Raw genomic sequence first — 16,625 nt, forward strand, 5'->3', positions numbered from 1 at the left:
TATTTAATTTTTACAATTATTTATATTTCTGGTTTTCAATTATTTACGTTTTCACCATATTAAGATTTTTTAAATTTATTTTATAAAGTATATAAATTAAAAAATTATGTCTTAAATTTGCGCCATAAGCAATATTTTTAAATCATATGCTTTCAATAAGTTATTTGTTTGAAATAGAGCTTAAAATGACTATAATGTACTATATTTGTCTATATTAGCTAAAGGAAGAATCACAAGTTGGGATGCATCTTCCTGATGAAAATACTGATGAAAATAATGTAATTAAAATCTTTAAAAACTTATGAAAAAATTTTTATTCACAGCAACTATGCTTGTTTGCCTTTCGGCACTTTCCAAGGCTCAGCAAGGGCGAGTGGGGATTAACACAACCACACCTGCCGCAACTTTAGATGTAGTAGCTAATACTACGGACAATGCAAGACCTGATGCTTTATTGGTCCCTCGTTTAACAAGAGCTCAATTATCAGCTAAGAATAATGCCTATGACACCGCTCAAAACGGTGCACTTGCATTTGTAACGACTCTAGACGGTACTGCCGCTGGTAAAACAGCCAACGTATCTGCTACAGGTTTCTATTATTATGACGCTCCTAACTCTGTATGGAAGAGTGTAGGTGGTGGATCATCTACTCCAAATTTTCAGATTCAAAAAGGTAGACTCCATTCAGTGAATGGTCCTATTGTTTGGGCTGCTGATGATTATTCAGTAGTTGCAACTGCAATGGGAGGAACTAGTCAGCTATTATTACCAAATGCAACTACTCTTCCTTTAAACTCTGTAAGATGTGTATCTGCTAACGGTCCTGGAAACATTGGATGGGATGCAGCAGCTGTAACAGGAACTACAAGACCTATTAATAACTTACCAAGTACAATTACTTCTGCAGGATCTTTCTGTTTTATCGTAGTTGATCAAGCTGGTGTAAACGTTTGGGGTATCCTTTCAGGAAGATAATAGAATTTAGTTGTAATTTTAATTTAAAACAAAATGAAAAAAATAATATTTGCGCTATTTGTAGCTACAGGTACATTTGCAAGTGCTCAGGTTTTATCCAACGGTGTTGTTGCTAACCAGTTCCCAAATGAAAATATCTTTTTAGATGCTTCTACAAATAATAATGGTACGGTTAATGACGGAAAAGGATTATTATTCCCATCAACAGATTTAACACAGTTTACTTTTAAAACAGCTAGTTTAGATGGAATCAACTTCCCATCAGCTTATGATGGTATGGTAGTTTACAATACTGCTACTGGTAATACGGTTACTGGTAATGGAGTAGTAACTGCTGTAACTCCTGGTTTTTACTATTTCTCTAACCCGGGGCAGTCTACGGATGTTACTCCAGGGAGATGGTTACCACTAGGATCTAATGCTAATGCTGGGAAACTAAACATCCTCACAACAGAAACAATTACCAATACTTCAGTAAATAATAAGCAAGTATATGCAGTTAAAGGTTCATTTGCAGCTACTGGTACTTCTACAGCTGTAAATATCCCTGCTCCTGCAGGAATGACTGCTATGTATGGAATTACGATCTACAAAGCTGGAACCAATACAGTATATGACAGAAGTTTATACTCTTATACTGTAGCTACTTCTGCTGGAAATGCAATTACTGGATCTCCTAGTATGTCTGTAGTTTATCCTGCTGATACATATGAATATGTATTAGAATATTTGAAGAATTAATAAGTATTCAATTACACATAATAAAAACCAATGAGTCTTCTCATTGGTTTTTTTAATTATAGCAGTAGTGTAATTGAATTACGTTAGCAGGCTATAAGCATCTTAAAAGATTATCTTTGGGATGAGATACAAAAAATGTAGACTAAGTGAAATTTAGCTAGTTACAGGATGTTATATTGTCGAGTAATCAGAATTTGGGATAAGAATAGATAAAACAATAGGATATTCTTCACAATTTTTGATATTCATCTGTTTTTGGATATAAGGAGTTGGAAATATATTCATATTTAAAATGAATAATGGGTTTAAATTTTTTTGTTAGGTCTTCTTTTGCTTGTTAAAATAACTTTTAAAGATGAAGCTTTATAACTGGAAACAACCTTTATTACAAATTTTTCTTTTCCCTTTAATCTTAAAACTTTTGTTTCTTTAGAACAGATTTTAATTTTAAAATGAGAATTGTTTATTTTCCAACATATTGATTTACAATAGTTTGCGTTAACTGTTTTTTACAATTATGCATGAATTAGTTAATTATATTAACTTTTAAGCTCTTTTTTTAACACTTTTTAACAGTGCATCCTAAAACGCCTATCCATAGGGGCTTACAAAGACGTTTAACATATGTTTTTGTTTTTATTAACAGTTTTTAACATTCTGACTGTAGACTTTAAAAGATTCCTGATACATTTGCTCCGTCAAAACCAATAAAAGTTCAACATGATGAAAAGATTCATTCTCGTAATCATAATGATGATTTCAACTTTAGGTGTTTATTCTTTTACGAATAATGCCTTAGATGCGAAAAAAACAAGTTATGCATCGTACTACCACGATAAATTTAACGGTAGAAAAACCGCTAGCGGTGAAATTTTTGATAACTCAAAGTTCACAGCAGCAAACAGAACGCTTCCATTCGGAACAAACGTTAAGGTAACAAACCTTAAAAATGGTAAAGAGGTAATAGTGAGAATTAATGACAGAGGGCCTTACCATTCATCAAGATCTTTAGATATGTCTAAAGCAGCGTTCGATGAGATCGGAAATATCAGTCATGGTACCATTCCGGTTGAATATGAAATTGTCGATTAAATTTATGATTTAAATTAAAAAAAGCCAGCTTTTAAAGCTGGCTTTTTGTATGATCATAGTAGAACTTATCAGACATCTAATTCCAATAAAGCTGGACAGTGGTCAGAATGTACTGCTTCTTTTAAGATGACGGCTCTGTTAAGCTTGTCTTTTAAGCTATATGAAGTAAAGTTGTAATCTAATCTCCATCCTTTATTATTTGCCCGGGAATTTTGTCGGTAGCTCCACCAGGTATAATTGTCAGGATCACTATTGAAAAACCTGAAGCTGTCAATCAATTCACATTCGTTGATGAAATTGGTCATCCACTCTCTTTCCATAGGAAGAAACCCTGAAACATTTTTTAAACGGATAGGATCATGTATATCGATGGCTTCATGACAAATATTGAAATCACCGGATATAATAAGATTGGGAATTTCTTTTTTAAGATTTTTGATGTATTCTAAAAAATCATGGCAGAACTGCATCTTAAAATCTAATCTTTCAATATTGGAAGCTGAAGGAACATATACGGAAATAGCTGAAAATCCGTCAAAATCAGCACGGATGATTCTGCCTTCATTATCATAGCTTTCAATACCGCAACCGTACTCTACATGATTAGGCTTTATTTTTGAGGCTATTCCAACCCCACTATAGCCCTTTCTTACTGCCGAGTGCCAATAACTGTGATATCCTGATTTTTCAAGACTTTCGATGTCTATCTGATCGTTTCCGGCTTTGCTTTCCTGGATACAGATAATATCGGGGTCAGCAACCTTCAACCAGCCTAAAAAATCTTTTGTGAATGCGGCCCTGATTCCATTGACGTTGTATGTAATTAATTTCATTAGTCTTTTATAAAGAATTTAAAGTTTTCATTGTATTTTGAAGGAATAAACTCGATGATTTCATAATCTGCTATCTGATGAACATGAAAAGGATCTTCGCTGATGATCTTTTCCGTTTCCTGTTTAGAGACGGTATTGGCAATAATGATACCTCCGGTTCTCGGTTCCTTTCTTCCCGAAGTAATGAATAGTCCGGAATCATAATACCTTTGAAGAAAAAGATTATGCTCAGGAATATAACGCTCTACATTTTCAAGAGACGTTTTATAGGTAAGTGAAATAATAAACATATTGTATTTTTTACGAAGATATAAACTCTTTCAGACTATAAAAAACTTTGACTGATTTCGTTAACCTATAAAGGGTGGAGTTTATTAAGGGATTTTGATTTTTTGAAATGATACCAACAAAAAAAATCGGTTTTTCTTGGTGGAAAAACCGATTTAACTAAAAATTGAATTTTAATTATTTTTTATTTGATGCCCTTGAAAATTACTTTTCCATCTTTTGAAAGTTCATTTTCAGAGCCTTTTCCTCGAAGTTCATAATGGTCATTCTTATACCAGATTCCAGATCCTGCAGCCTGGGCTTTTAATTCAATCGTTTCACCATCGAAAACTACAGTCGCCGTTTCTTTGTTATTATTAAAACTTGCCTCCAGTTTTTTTCCTTTTGCATCTACCATTGTACTTTTTATGATTTCATCAGTACCGGTAGCTGCTTGAGCTGAAGATGAATTAATCACAGCTGTACTATCAACAGCAGCTGATTCTGGTTTTGTTTCTTTTTTTGTACAAGAGGCTAAAAATAAAGCCGTAAGTGTGGCTATGACAAAAATATTTTTTTTCATATAATGCTTTTATCAAACAAACTTATAAAATATTGATTAATAAAACAATATAGATGTTCATTGACTTATATTATTTACCTGTATTCGTGGCGTACAGATAATAACATTAGTTTATTTTTGTGATTAATAGAATAGTTTTCTATTTCTGATGAGGCTATATTTTGAAATTAAAAGCGGAAAAAATCAATTGATTTTTTCCGCTTTTAATTTCAAAATGAAATATTACTTTGGCTCTAATACGCAAATTGGAATAATACACTCTTCAAGTGAAATTCCTCCATGCTGGTAGGTCTCTTTATAGTAATTTACAAAATGGTTGTAATTTTTAGGATAAGCAAGGAATATATTGTTTTTGGCAAAAATATACTTTGAACTCAGGTTTCCTTTTGGTAAGAAAAGCTTTTCGGGGTTAGTAATTGCCCATACATCACTGCTGTCATACGTTAAGCTCTTTCCTGTTTTATAACGGATATTAGTTGAGGTCTCTCTGTCGCCAACAACCTTGCTTGGTTTTTTTACATATACTGTTCCGTGATCGGTGGTAATAACCAATTTATATCCGCTTTCTGCTGCTGCCTTAATGATCTTCAGGAGTGAAGAGTTTTCAAACCAGTTGAAAGTCAGAGAACGGAAAGTTTTATCGTCACGGATAAGCTGATCTACAATGTGGTTGTCTGTTTTGGCATGCGAAAGGATATCAATAAAGTTATAAACAATAACTAGCAGGTCATTGTTTTTATGCTGGTTGAAATCATCATAGATTTTTCTTTCAAAATCTGCATTCAATACTTTAAGATATTTCATAGACTTAGAACCAAGTCCGATTCTTTTCATCTGGTCTTCAAGGAAATCACGCTCAAACTCATTCTTATTACCTTCTTCATTGTCATTGAACCACTTGTCCGGGAAACGTTTTTCAATTTCTGACGGCATCAGACCCGCAAAAAAAGAATTTCTTGCATACTGTGTGGCGGTTGGTAGAATACTGTAATAGTAATCTTCGGAAATTTTATTGTAGTATTTTGTAAATAACGGTTCTACAACTTTCCATTGGTCGTAACGAAGATTATCAACCATCAGAAGAAGTACTTTCTCTTTTTCTACTTCCGGTTTTACCTTTTCCTTGAAAAGAGTATGGCTCATCAGAGGTTTATCCGAGTCAACAAGCCAGTCTTCATAATTTTTTTCAATAAATTTTGCAAACTGAATATTAGCCTCTTCTTTTTGCGACTGCAAAAGATCAGCAAATTCATTATCCGCTACTTTATCAAATTTAATCTCCCAGCTAAGGATCTTTTTATAGTACTCTGCCCATTCCTGATACGTTCTCAAATAAGAAAGTTCCATAGAAAGGTTTCTGAACTCTTGTTGGTACTGCAGAATTGTTTTCTGTTCCACCAGATTATCCTCCTGAAGATTCTTCTTCAATGAAAGCAAAATCTGGTTAGGATTTACAGGCTTTAAAATGTAATCGGCAATTTGAGACCCGATAGCCTCTTCCATGATGTGTTCTTCTTCACTTTTAGTCACCATAACAATTTTCAGGGAATTATCTTTTTCCTTGATCATAGGAATGGCTTCCAATCCGGAAATACCGGGCATATTTTCATCAATTAATGTTAATGCAAATTTCTCTGAATCCATAAGCTCCAATGCCTCGTTCACATTATTAACGGGGGTTACCTGGTAGCCCTTTTTTTCTAAAAATACGATATGAGGTTTAAGTAAATCTATTTCATCATCTATCCATAATATCTTTTCTGACATAATTTATTTTTTACATGATTATTCTATCAAAATGTTGACCAAATCCGTTTAAAATCTCACAAAATGAGCAGATTAAAAGTTAAATATTAGTTAAATGAAAACAATGGCCAAACTTCTCTGTTTTCATTTCATTTATTCTTTGGTTTCTATATAACGTAAAGCCCTTTGCAATACCTCATCAATTCCATTTTTTATACCCTCTACACTAGGTTTTACTATAATATCGGGAATGATACCGATTCTTTGGGTCTCCCTGCCATCGGGATAATATGCTCCAAGCCCTGTAAAGCAGGTGTCGAGGTCCGCAATCTTAAATCTGATAATATCTCCGTTAGCTCCTGAAGTATTGCTCCCGATTATTTTAGCATTAGGATGCTGCTTAAACATCATGGTCGTTGTTTCTGCCTGGCTTTGGGTATTTTCGTCTACCAAGACAACGACATTCCCCTTGTAATATTTTTTGTTTTTTCTTCCGATACTGTTTTTTCTACTGTAAAACTTGCCGGGATAATTGGTTTCAGGAAAGTTAAATTGATAATAAACAGCCGATTTTGGAAGTAAAATACGGCTTAAAGGGATAATGGTCTGCTTAGGATAATTTCTAAGATCAAAAATAATAGAGGTGGCAGATTCTAAGTTTCTGTACATCTCATCCAAATCTTCTCTTTCAATAACCCCCATATTAACGTAGCCGATACTTTTTTTATTATCTATAAATGTCCACTTTTGGGGAATGGCAGTCGTTTCATAGGTGAGATCTTTTACAAAATATGTTTTTGCTGTGATAGGTAAATTTTGCCCATCTCTTTCAACTTTTACAGAGATTGAATCTCTGTTAGTAAAAAGGAGGAGGTTTTTTACTTTTCTTATTTTTCCCCAGGAATTGGACGCGGGAATAAATTTTCCAAGATCATTAACCATCTGGGGAATGGTTTTACCATTAATATCATAAATAACATCTCCTATACGTAAAGGTATTTTTTCATTGAATCGGGTGGTATTTACTTTGGTAATTACCAGTTTTCCTTCTGCATATGAATATTCTACGGGTATTTTTCTATTCCCGAACTGATGAAGGCTGATCAGCGTTGAAAACAGAAATGCATGGGAGTCATCTGTTTTGGTTACAAGTTCAGCTAAGGCCAGGTGATAATTTTCATCATTATTTATATGAAGAAATGTTGGAATCATTTCTGACAAAACATCACCCCATTTTTGATCTGTTTCATATTTATAAGGGAAAAAATACTCCACGTAATTCCAGTATCTGAAAAGTTCCAATAATGTGATTTCTTTGGAAGTAAATTTTGAACCATAAGAATTTTCATTTCTGAAATATATTTTCCTTCCCCCTTTTCCTAAATAATGGTTGTCTCCTGTATTCCGGTTATTTTCTATATAATGAAGGGTCTGGGCTGTTTGTTCAGTGAATACATTGGGATTGTCAATCCATTTCAGGTCAAAATTATTCAGAAAATAAACCTTGTCATCCTCTTTTAGACATGATTTACATTCATCTACTTTTCCAAGACTTTCGATCCATTCAGAATATAAGAGGTTGAGCTCTGTTTTGTCATGAATCTTTTCAAGGTCATTGATCTTATGAAAAAGTTGCTGATCCCAATCCAATTTCCCTTTTGCCACATTGGGATGATAATATTTTAAAAATCCCCAAACTCTGCAGAGTGATTCCAGTTTTTGGTTTTCTGATAAAACCTGTGCGGAAAAGTGTAAACTTAAAAATACAAAAAGGAAAAGTGAGAGCTTTCTCATTAAAGGCTATTGTGTTTTCATTCAAAGATAAATCTTTAATATTACAGTTACAAAAGATTTTTTAAAAATAAAATGGCCTTTAAAAATCTTAAAATTTTCCGGCATGAAGTTGAAAGCTGTTCGTAAAATAGGGAGGTACCCATATATATAAGATCTTTAATAGTAAATTAATCAGACCTAAAATTTAAAATCCCTAACTTTGTTTACTAATATTGACGTTTCAATGCAGAATAAGCTTAAAATCATCAACGATCCCGTTCACGGATTTATCAAAATACCCCACGAAATTTTATTTGATATCATTGAACATCCTTATTTTCAAAGATTGAGGAGGATTGGACAAACGGGTCTGCTGAACCTGATTTTTCCGGGAGCAACCCATACCAGGTTTCATCATGCTTTGGGAGCAATGCACCTGATGTTTACAGCATTGGAAACCTTAAAACAGAAAGGCATTAAAATTTCTGAAGAAGAAGAAAAGGGAGCTATGCTGGCCATTTTGATGCATGATATTGGTCATGGTCCATTTTCTCATGCATTGGAAAGTATGCTGATGGACGACTGGCACCATGAAAACCTTTCATTGCTGCTGATGAACGAGCTTAATGACGAGTTTGACGGACAGCTTTCAATGGCTATTGAAATGTTTCAGGGGAAATATCATAGAAAATTTTTTAATCAGCTGATTTCCTCTCAGCTGGATGTTGACCGTCTGGACTATCTGAAAAGAGATAGCTTTTTTACGGGAGTATCAGAGGGGAATATTAATACCCAGAGGATTATTTCTATGATGAATGTTTGTGAAGAAGGAGAATTGGTGATAGATGCCAAAGGAATTTATTCTATTGAAAACTTTCTGACAGCCAGAATGTTTATGTACTGGCAGGTATATTATCATAAAACCTCAGCCTTAGCCGAATTTCTTTTGGTGAAAATTTTGGAACGGGCAAAACATCTGATTTCTCAGGGGATTGAACTTCCGGCAACGGATAATCTGAAATACTTTTTATACCGTGAAAAAAGCTCAGCTTCAGATGAAGATATAGAAAGATTTACACAGCTTGATGATAATGATGTGATTCAGGCGATGAAAGAATGGCAGAATTCTGATGATTTTGTGTTGTCATATTGGTGTAAATGTGTGATTCAGAGAAACCTTCCCAAAACAATCATTTCATCACAGTCTTTTGATCAGGAAATTATTGAAGAAAAAATAAAAAATACCAATGAATTTTTCGGAATCGATAACGGAAAAGAATTGGTACATGAAATCAAGAGAAAACTTGTTCCTTACAACAGAGAAAAGCAACCCATTTTTCTATTACAGAAAAATGGAAAAAAAACAAGGCTTCACGAGTCAGAAGATCAGCTTTTATCGGGGTTAATGGTCAATAAGACCACAAGACATATCCTTATGTTTCCCCGAGATGTTTCCAGGTTAGATTCTTAAAGGAATATTAAAATTTAAGATCTGAAACCAAAAAATGTTTGCAAATTCTAGAATTTCTTATCTTTGCAGAATATGGAATTTACAGCTTCGCAAATTGCAAGTTTTATTGACGGTAAAATAATAGGTGATGAAACTGCGCTTATTACAGGGGTTTCTCCAATTGAAAATGGAGAATCAGGACATCTTTCTTTTATAGCACAAGATCGGTTTTCTCATTTTTTGGATACCTCCAAATGCTCCGTTATCATTGTTTCTGAGAAACTTATAGTCAAAGATAGTTACAATCCAACCTTAATTGTTGTAAAAGATGCCTATCTTTCATTTCAGGTTCTGATGAATTTATATCAGGAAATGAGAGGAAGAAAAGAAGGCGTGGAGGATGGTTCATCCATTCATGATACAGCTGTAATAGGAGATAAAGCCTATATCGGTGCATTTACTTATGTGTCGGAGAAAGCTAAAATCGGAGATGGCTCACAGATTTATCCACATGTATATATTGGAAAAGGCGTAAAAATTGGTAAAAACTGTAAAATAGACAGTGGTGCCAGAATTTATGACTATTGCATTATTGGAGATAACTGTGTGATTCATTCTAATACAGTAGTAGGAGGTGACGGTTTTGGTTTTCAACCAACCGCTGAAGGATTCAAAAAGATTCCTCAGCTGGGAAATGTTATCATTGAAGATGATGTTGAAATCGGTTCAAACTGTAGTATTGACAGGGCAACAATAGGCTCTACCATTATTGGTAAAGGAACAAAAATTGATAATCTGATTCAGATTGCTCACAATGTGAAAATAGGACAGAATAATGTAATTGCCGCACAAGCCGGTATTGCGGGTTCTACTACAATTGGTGACTGGAATCAAATTGGAGGTCAGGTAGGAATTGTAGGACACATCAAAATCGGAAACCAGGTGAAAATTCAGGCTCAAAGTGGCGTGAATTCTAGTGTTAATGATAAAGAAACATTATATGGTTCACCGGCAATCAGCTATAATGACTATCTGAGAAATTATGTTCATTTCAGAAATTTCACTGAAATAGTAAGCAGAATAAATAATCTTGAGAATAACTCAAAAGATCATACTAATGAGTGATATGCAAAAAACACTTCAGCAAGAGGTTACTCTTTCTGGAATTGGTCTTCACACTGGTAAAGAAGTAAAACTTACCATTAAACCTGCCAAAGAAAACACAGGTTTTGTATTTGTAAGAACAGACTTAGAGGGACATCCTCAGGTAGAAGCAGATGTAAATTATGTTATAGCAACAGAAAGAGGAACTACATTAGAAAAATTAGGGGTAAAAATTACTACATGCGAACATCTTTTAGCAGCCTTAGTAGGTTGTGATATCGATAATGCAATGCTAGAAATGGATGCTTCTGAACCTCCTATTTTAGATGGGTCTTCAAAATATTTTGTTGAAGCAATCGAAAGTGTTGGAGTAGTGGAACAAAACATTGCCAGAGAATATCTGGTAGTAAAAGAAGTTCTTACCTATAGCGATCCGGCTACCGGTTCGGAAATTACAATTATTCCTTCAGATACATACGAAGTAACAACAATGGTAGATTTTGGGACTAAAGTTTTAGGAACTCAAAATGCTACGCTAAAAAATATTTCTGAGTTTAAAGACGAAATATCTTCAGCGAGAACATTCAGTTTCTTACATGAGCTGGAGATGCTTTTAGACCATGGGTTGATCAAAGGAGGAGATATTTCTAATGCTATTGTATACGTAGATAAAGATCTTACACCGGAAACTACAGAAAAATTAAAGAAAGCCTTTGGAAAAGATAATGTTTCTATCAGACCCAACGGTATTCTGGACAATCTGAACTTAAACTATCCAAATGAAGCGGCTAGACACAAATTACTGGATGTAATTGGTGATTTAGCTTTAGCTGGAGTAAAAATAAAAGGTAAGGTTATAGCTAACAAACCTGGCCATTTTGTAAATACACAATTTGCAAAAAAACTAAACCGTCAGTGGAAATTGCAGAAAAAGAAAAACGTTCCGGACTTTGATCTTACAAAAGAGCCGGTATTTGATATCAACGGAATTATGAAGCTTATGCCTCACAGACCTCCGTTCTTATTAATTGATAAAGTTCTTGAACTTTCAGACTCTCACGTAGTAGGATTGAAAAATGTAACCATGAATGAACCTTTCTTCGTGGGCCATTTTCCTAAAGAACCTGTAATGCCGGGAGTACTTCAGGTGGAAGCTTTAGCACAGACAGGAGGTATTCTTGTACTGGCAAGTGTTCCGGATCCTGAAAACTATTCTACATACTTTATTAAAATTGATAAAGTAAAGTTCAAAAGAAAAGTAGTTCCTGGAGATACTATTATTTTCAAAATTGAACTGATAGAACCTATCAGAAGAGGTATTGTTCACATGCAGGGGTATGGATATGTGGGAGATACAGTGGCAGTAGAAGCAGAGCTTATGGCTCAAGTTGCAAAAAATAAAGTTGATTAAATGATTCATCAATTAGCAGCCGTAGATAAACGTGCGAAAATCAGCAAAAATGTAATTGTAGAACCTTTTACTACAATTGCGGGGGACGTAGAAATTGGAGAAGGAACATGGATTGGTCCTAACGTTACCATCATGGAAGGTGCAAGAATTGGAAAAGATTGTAAAATCTTTCCCGGAACTGTAATTTCTGCAATCCCTCAGGACTTGAAGTTCGATGGGGAAGATACACAAACAATTATTGGAGATAATACAACGTTAAGAGAATGTGTGACTATAAACAGAGGAACTAAAGCTCTTGGATTTACAAAGGTAGGCAGCAATTGCCTTATCATGGCTACTTCCCACGTTGCTCATGACTGTATTATAGGAGATAATGTGATTATTGCCAATGGATGCGGTATTGCAGGGCATGTTGAAATTGGAGACTTTACTGTAATGGGAGGTCTTTCAGCAGTTCAACAGTTCGGTAAGATCGGAAAACATACCATGATTTCAGGGGGATCACTGATCAGAAAAGATATTCCTCCGTACGTAAAAGTAGCCAGAGACCCTATCTCTTATGCAGGGATTAATTCCGTAGGTCTAAGAAGAAGAGGGTTTTCTAATGAGAAGATCTTCGAAATTCAAAAAATTTACAGAGCTATTTTCCAAATGAAGATGAATGTTTCTCAGGCACTGGCATATATTGAAAAAGAAATGCTTCCTACTGCTGAAAGAGATGAAATCCTACAGTTTATCCAAAACTCACCAAGAGGTATTGTAAAAGGGTACGGAACCAGCAAAGAGAGCAATTAACAAATAAAGCTAAAAAGTAAATTTGTAATTTGCCGGACAGCCCAATAAAAACTAAATAAAAAGAATAATATAATTAATGGCAACAAGTAACGATATCAGAAAAGGACTTTGCATCGAATTTAGCAATGACATTTTCAAAGTAATTGAATTTTTGCACGTAAAGCCAGGAAAAGGTCCTGCTTTCGTGAGAACAAAACTGAAGTCAGTAACCAATGGAAAAGTACTTGATAATACTTTTTCTGCAGGACACAAAATTGATGAAGTAAAGGTAATCACAAGAAAGTTCCAGTATCTGTATGATGATGAGAACGGATTCCACTTCATGAATAATGATGACTTCTCTCAATTATATATCAACAAAGAAATGATCGAGAACTCTCAGTTTATGAAAGCTGGTGAAGAAGTAACGATCATTCTGAAAGAGGCTGATGAAACTCCACTTTCTGCTGAGCTTCCACAATCCGTTTATCTGGACGTTATTGAAGCAGATCCGGGTGTAAAAGGAAACACTGCAACAAATGCCCTTAAAAACGCGATCGTTGAAACAGGAGCAAGAGTAATGGTTCCTTTATTTATTGAGCCGGGAGACAGAATTAAAGTGAGCACTGAAGACGGTAGCTACTTAGAAAGAGTAAAATAATATATACAATGTACATAAATTCGGTTTGCACTAGCATTCCGAATTTTGTTTTATAAGAAAATCTATTGTTATGAGATTCCATTCTCCACAAAAGCTTAAAACAATTGCAGATCTGATAGGAGCAAAATTTGTTGGTCCTGAAGATTTTGAAGTATTGGGTTCCAATGAGATTCATATGGTGAAACCGGGTGAGATCGTTTTTGTGAACCATCCAAAATATTATGACAAAGCATTGCAGTCTGCTGCTACCATCATCTTGATCGATAAAGAGGTAGAATGTCCTGAAGGAAAAGCTCTTTTAGTTTCTGATGATCCTTTCAGAGATTTTAATGCAATCAATACTCATTTTACAAGAATATACAATTTCACAGAAGAACTTCATGATGTAGAAATCGGTGAGGGTACAAGAATTCACCCTTCAGCAGTCATTGGAAATAATGTGAAAATTGGTAAAAATACACTGATTTTCCCTAATGTTGTCATTGGCGACAGAACGGAAATAGGAGATCATGTAATCATTCAGTCCAATACAGTGTTGGGAGGTGATGCATTTTATTACAGAAAATTAAATGGAAATTTTGACCGTTTAATTTCAGTGGGAAATGTGGTGATCGAAAATAATGTGGAGATCGGAAATGGCTGTACCATTGATAGAGGTGTTACAGATTCTACCATCATTGGAGAAGGCTCAGTCTTGGATAATCAGATTCAGATAGGGCATGATACCATTATCGGAAAAAAATGTCTGATCGCTTCCCAGGTGGGTATTGCCGGATGTTGTGTTATTGGAGATGAAGTAACATTATGGGGACAGGTGGGTATCGCCTCAGGCAATAAAATTGAGAGCGGATCTGTACTTTTAGGAAAAACCGGAGTGAACAGAGACCTGGAAAAAGGAACCTATATCGGGATGTTTGCCGAAGACTTCAAAACATATCTGAAAAAAGAAGTAAAACTAAGACGACTTTGATGAAGAGATTATTTGGATTACTTGTTTTTATTTATACCATAGGTTTTGCGCAGAAATCAGAAATTGATTCTAAAATTACTTTTAATAATGATCAAGTTTTGAATGCTAAAATTCCGTTTATAACCAATCTTTTTGATGGAAATCAAATCGATGAAATAACACTTGCGGATAAGACTATAAAGATTTTGGAAGATGGAAAGAAAGTTAAGTATCCTGCTTCTGAAATTAAAAAAATTGAGTTCACTGATCTCAAAAATAAACCGAGAATTTTCGTGTATTTCCCGGCAGAATCTTCAAAAACACTCATAGAAGAGCTGTACAATGGGAATAAAATAAAATGGTTTAGAAGTTATCAGCGCCATGGTTATGATGGATCTACCTTAAGTACAGATATTTTGTATAAAGGAAATGTAAGACAGGTATTGAACATCCTTACGAATAATAGAAAAAGATTAAAGGTTCTGATGGCTGATAAACCAGAATTGGAACCGCTTATTGAGAACATTAATTATAACAGACTTAAGGAGGAAGATTTGATTAATGTGCTGAAAAAATATGATGAATAAAATCAGATTTAAAAATTTTTTTAACGACAAATAATCGTTATTTTTGTCTGACGTATAAACTGAAAATTAATAAATTAAAACAACAATAAAATGTCAATTTTAGTAAACAAAGATTCTAAAGTAATTGTACAAGGATTTACAGGGAACGAAGGTACTTTCCATGCTAGCCAGATGATTGAATACGGAACCAACGTAGTAGGTGGGGTTACTCCAGGAAAAGGAGGTAGCGAGCACTTAGGGAAGCCGGTATTCAATACAGTAGCTGACGCTGTTGAAAAAGCAGGGGCAAACGTAAGTATTATTTTCGTACCACCAGCATTTGCAGCAGATGCTATTATGGAAGCTGCTGAAGCAGGTATTAAGGTTATTGTATGTATTACTGAAGGTATTCCTGTAGCTGATATGGTAAAAGTAAAATCTTACATTGCTGACAGAGACTGCAGATTAATCGGACCAAACTGCCCTGGAATCATTACTTCTGAAGAAGCTAAAATTGGTATTATGCCAGGTTTCGTTTTCAAAAAAGGTAAGGTAGGTATCGTTTCAAAATCAGGTACTCTTACTTATGAAGCTGCTGACCAAGTGGTAAGAGCTGGATACGGAATTTCTACAGCTATCGGTATCGGTGGTGACCCAATCATTGGAACAACTACAAGAGAAGCACTAGAATTATTCATCAATGATCCTGAAACTGAAGCTGTCGTAATGATCGGTGAAATCGGTGGTGGATTAGAAGCTGAAGCTGCAAGATGGTATAAAGCAAGCGGATCTACTAAGCCGGTTGTAGGATTTATCGCTGGACAGACTGCTCCAAAAGGTAGAACAATGGGACACGCTGGTGCAATTGTAGGTGGTGCAGAAGATACAGCTCAGGCAAAAATGGAAATCATGAGAGAAAATGGTATCAACGTTGTTGACTCTCCTGCTGACATCGGTGCAACTGTTGCAAAAATCTTAGGATAATCTTAAACCAAACATATGAAAAAACTTTTATTAGCCTCAGCGCTTACCCTCTCCGCTTTGTCTTTTGCTCAAGTTCAATGGAAAAATACCAGATTTGGTGTTACTGCGGGATTAAATTATTCCAGAGTAGCCAATGCCCATAACCCTTCTGGCCCTAGATACACTTTTCAAGGTGGAGCTTTGGCTTTGATCCCGGTTGGAAAGGCAAACCAATTCTATATACAGCCGGAAGTTCTGTACTATGGTGCAGGAGAAACAGGTAAAGATAAGGATGCAAAAGGAAAAGATGGTTATGATGCTGTATATGGCAACAACTATCTAAGTGTACCTCTTTATTTTAAAGGGTATTTTTCAGAATCTGCATCTGAATTCTTTGGAATGATAGGACCAAGATTTAACTTTTTGCTTAACCAGAATGTTAAAAATGTTCCTGCAGACAGACCTTATTACGATCCGGATGTTATTGACCCGGCAAGACCAACAGTCAACGGAAAAGCAAAAAGCTTTAACTGGGGACTAGGACTAGGAGTAGGTTATAGCTTCAAGAGACAGCTGGAAGTAGCCGTTAAATATGATTTAGGTCTTTCAGATACTTATCCTGGTCTTGCAAAAGAAAAAGGAGGTACTGACAAGAAAAAATCTGAACAGGTTTTAGCACTTACCTTAAGCTACATATTCAAATAAAAGTTATTCATCATAACATAAAAAAATCCCG

General features: G+C 34.9%; 17 protein-coding genes. 12 read left to right on the forward strand and 5 right to left on the reverse strand.

Annotated elements, in window-relative coordinates; all coding sequences use genetic code 11:
• Window positions 1-301: 301 nt before the first annotated feature.
• The 3 genes from JML65_RS07190 to JML65_RS07200 all read left to right on the forward strand — a co-directional run bounded on the left by JML65_RS07190 (window position 302) and on the right by JML65_RS07200 (window position 2,809).
• Window positions 302-976, forward strand: a complete 675-nt coding sequence (locus JML65_RS07190) for a hypothetical protein (RefSeq protein ID WP_084085190.1) — start codon at window positions 302-304, stop codon at window positions 974-976.
• A 33-nt stretch (window positions 977-1,009) separates the two neighbouring features.
• Window positions 1,010-1,717, forward strand: coding sequence for a hypothetical protein (locus JML65_RS07195; RefSeq protein WP_084085188.1), 708 nt, complete (start codon window positions 1,010-1,012; stop codon window positions 1,715-1,717).
• Window positions 1,718-2,437: 720 nt separating this feature from the next.
• The gene (locus tag JML65_RS07200) at window positions 2,438-2,809 is read left to right on the forward strand and encodes a septal ring lytic transglycosylase RlpA family protein (RefSeq protein WP_047488394.1); all 372 of its coding nucleotides are present in this window, start codon (window positions 2,438-2,440) and stop codon (window positions 2,807-2,809) included.
• A 68-nt stretch (window positions 2,810-2,877) separates the two neighbouring features.
• Here the strand turns inward: JML65_RS07200 and JML65_RS07205 are convergent, their stop codons facing one another.
• The 5 genes from JML65_RS07205 to JML65_RS07225 form a co-directional block, all read right to left on the reverse strand.
• The gene (locus JML65_RS07205; protein ID WP_047488397.1) at window positions 2,878-3,642 is read right to left on the reverse strand and encodes an exodeoxyribonuclease III; all 765 of its coding nucleotides are present in this window, start codon (window positions 3,640-3,642) and stop codon (window positions 2,878-2,880) included.
• The gene (locus JML65_RS07210; protein WP_202270391.1) at window positions 3,642-3,932 is read right to left on the reverse strand and encodes a YciI family protein; all 291 of its coding nucleotides are present in this window, start codon (window positions 3,930-3,932) and stop codon (window positions 3,642-3,644) included. Before JML65_RS07210 ends, JML65_RS07205 begins: the two co-directional genes overlap by 1 nt.
• Before the next feature lie 182 nt (window positions 3,933-4,114).
• Complete coding sequence (locus JML65_RS07215; protein WP_202270392.1) at window positions 4,115-4,492, reverse strand: MliC family protein; 378 nt, start codon at window positions 4,490-4,492, stop codon at window positions 4,115-4,117.
• A gap of 222 nt (window positions 4,493-4,714) precedes the next feature.
• Entirely contained in the window at window positions 4,715-6,259 is a 1,545-nt protein-coding gene (locus JML65_RS07220) for a bifunctional response regulator/alkaline phosphatase family protein (RefSeq protein WP_202270393.1), read from the reverse strand.
• Between the two features lie 132 nt (window positions 6,260-6,391).
• Window positions 6,392-8,032: a S41 family peptidase gene (locus JML65_RS07225; protein ID WP_202270394.1), complete on the reverse strand. Its 1,641-nt coding sequence runs from the start codon at window positions 8,030-8,032 to the stop codon at window positions 6,392-6,394.
• A gap of 223 nt (window positions 8,033-8,255) precedes the next feature.
• Here JML65_RS07225 and JML65_RS07230 point away from each other — a divergent pair, with 223 nt between their 5' ends.
• The 9 genes from JML65_RS07230 (at window position 8,256) to JML65_RS07270 (ending at window position 16,594) form a co-directional block, all read left to right on the forward strand.
• Window positions 8,256-9,482 (forward strand): HD domain-containing protein, encoded by a 1,227-nt coding sequence (locus JML65_RS07230; RefSeq protein ID WP_202270519.1) that lies wholly within the window; start codon window positions 8,256-8,258, stop codon window positions 9,480-9,482.
• 72 nt (window positions 9,483-9,554) lie between these two features.
• Window positions 9,555-10,586, forward strand: a complete 1,032-nt coding sequence (gene lpxD / locus JML65_RS07235) for a UDP-3-O-(3-hydroxymyristoyl)glucosamine N-acyltransferase (protein WP_047488413.1) — start codon at window positions 9,555-9,557, stop codon at window positions 10,584-10,586.
• Window positions 10,579-11,976: a bifunctional UDP-3-O-[3-hydroxymyristoyl] N-acetylglucosamine deacetylase/3-hydroxyacyl-ACP dehydratase gene (locus tag JML65_RS07240; RefSeq protein ID WP_047488416.1), complete on the forward strand. Its 1,398-nt coding sequence runs from the start codon at window positions 10,579-10,581 to the stop codon at window positions 11,974-11,976. Before lpxD ends, JML65_RS07240 begins: the two co-directional genes overlap by 8 nt.
• Window positions 11,977-12,771 (forward strand): acyl-ACP--UDP-N-acetylglucosamine O-acyltransferase, encoded by a 795-nt coding sequence (gene lpxA, locus JML65_RS07245; RefSeq protein ID WP_047488419.1) that lies wholly within the window; start codon window positions 11,977-11,979, stop codon window positions 12,769-12,771.
• 76 nt (window positions 12,772-12,847) lie between these two features.
• Window positions 12,848-13,411 (forward strand): elongation factor P, encoded by a 564-nt coding sequence (gene efp, locus JML65_RS07250; protein WP_047488422.1) that lies wholly within the window; start codon window positions 12,848-12,850, stop codon window positions 13,409-13,411.
• A 70-nt stretch (window positions 13,412-13,481) separates the two neighbouring features.
• Entirely contained in the window at window positions 13,482-14,381 is a 900-nt protein-coding gene (locus JML65_RS07255; protein WP_047488426.1) for an LpxD N-terminal domain-containing protein, read from the forward strand.
• Window positions 14,381-14,947: a hypothetical protein gene (locus tag JML65_RS07260; protein WP_202270395.1), complete on the forward strand. Its 567-nt coding sequence runs from the start codon at window positions 14,381-14,383 to the stop codon at window positions 14,945-14,947. The genes JML65_RS07255 and JML65_RS07260 overlap by 1 nt, the downstream gene beginning before the upstream one ends.
• A 90-nt stretch (window positions 14,948-15,037) precedes the next feature.
• Window positions 15,038-15,910: a succinate--CoA ligase subunit alpha gene (gene sucD / locus JML65_RS07265; RefSeq protein WP_047488432.1), complete on the forward strand. Its 873-nt coding sequence runs from the start codon at window positions 15,038-15,040 to the stop codon at window positions 15,908-15,910.
• Window positions 15,911-15,925: 15 nt separating this feature from the next.
• Window positions 15,926-16,594: a porin family protein gene (locus tag JML65_RS07270; protein ID WP_047488436.1), complete on the forward strand. Its 669-nt coding sequence runs from the start codon at window positions 15,926-15,928 to the stop codon at window positions 16,592-16,594.
• Window positions 16,595-16,625: the final 31 nt, after the last annotated feature.

This window comes from Chryseobacterium sp. KMC2, assembly GCF_016756935.1.
Lineage (GTDB): Bacteria > Bacteroidota > Bacteroidia > Flavobacteriales > Weeksellaceae > Chryseobacterium > Chryseobacterium rhizosphaerae.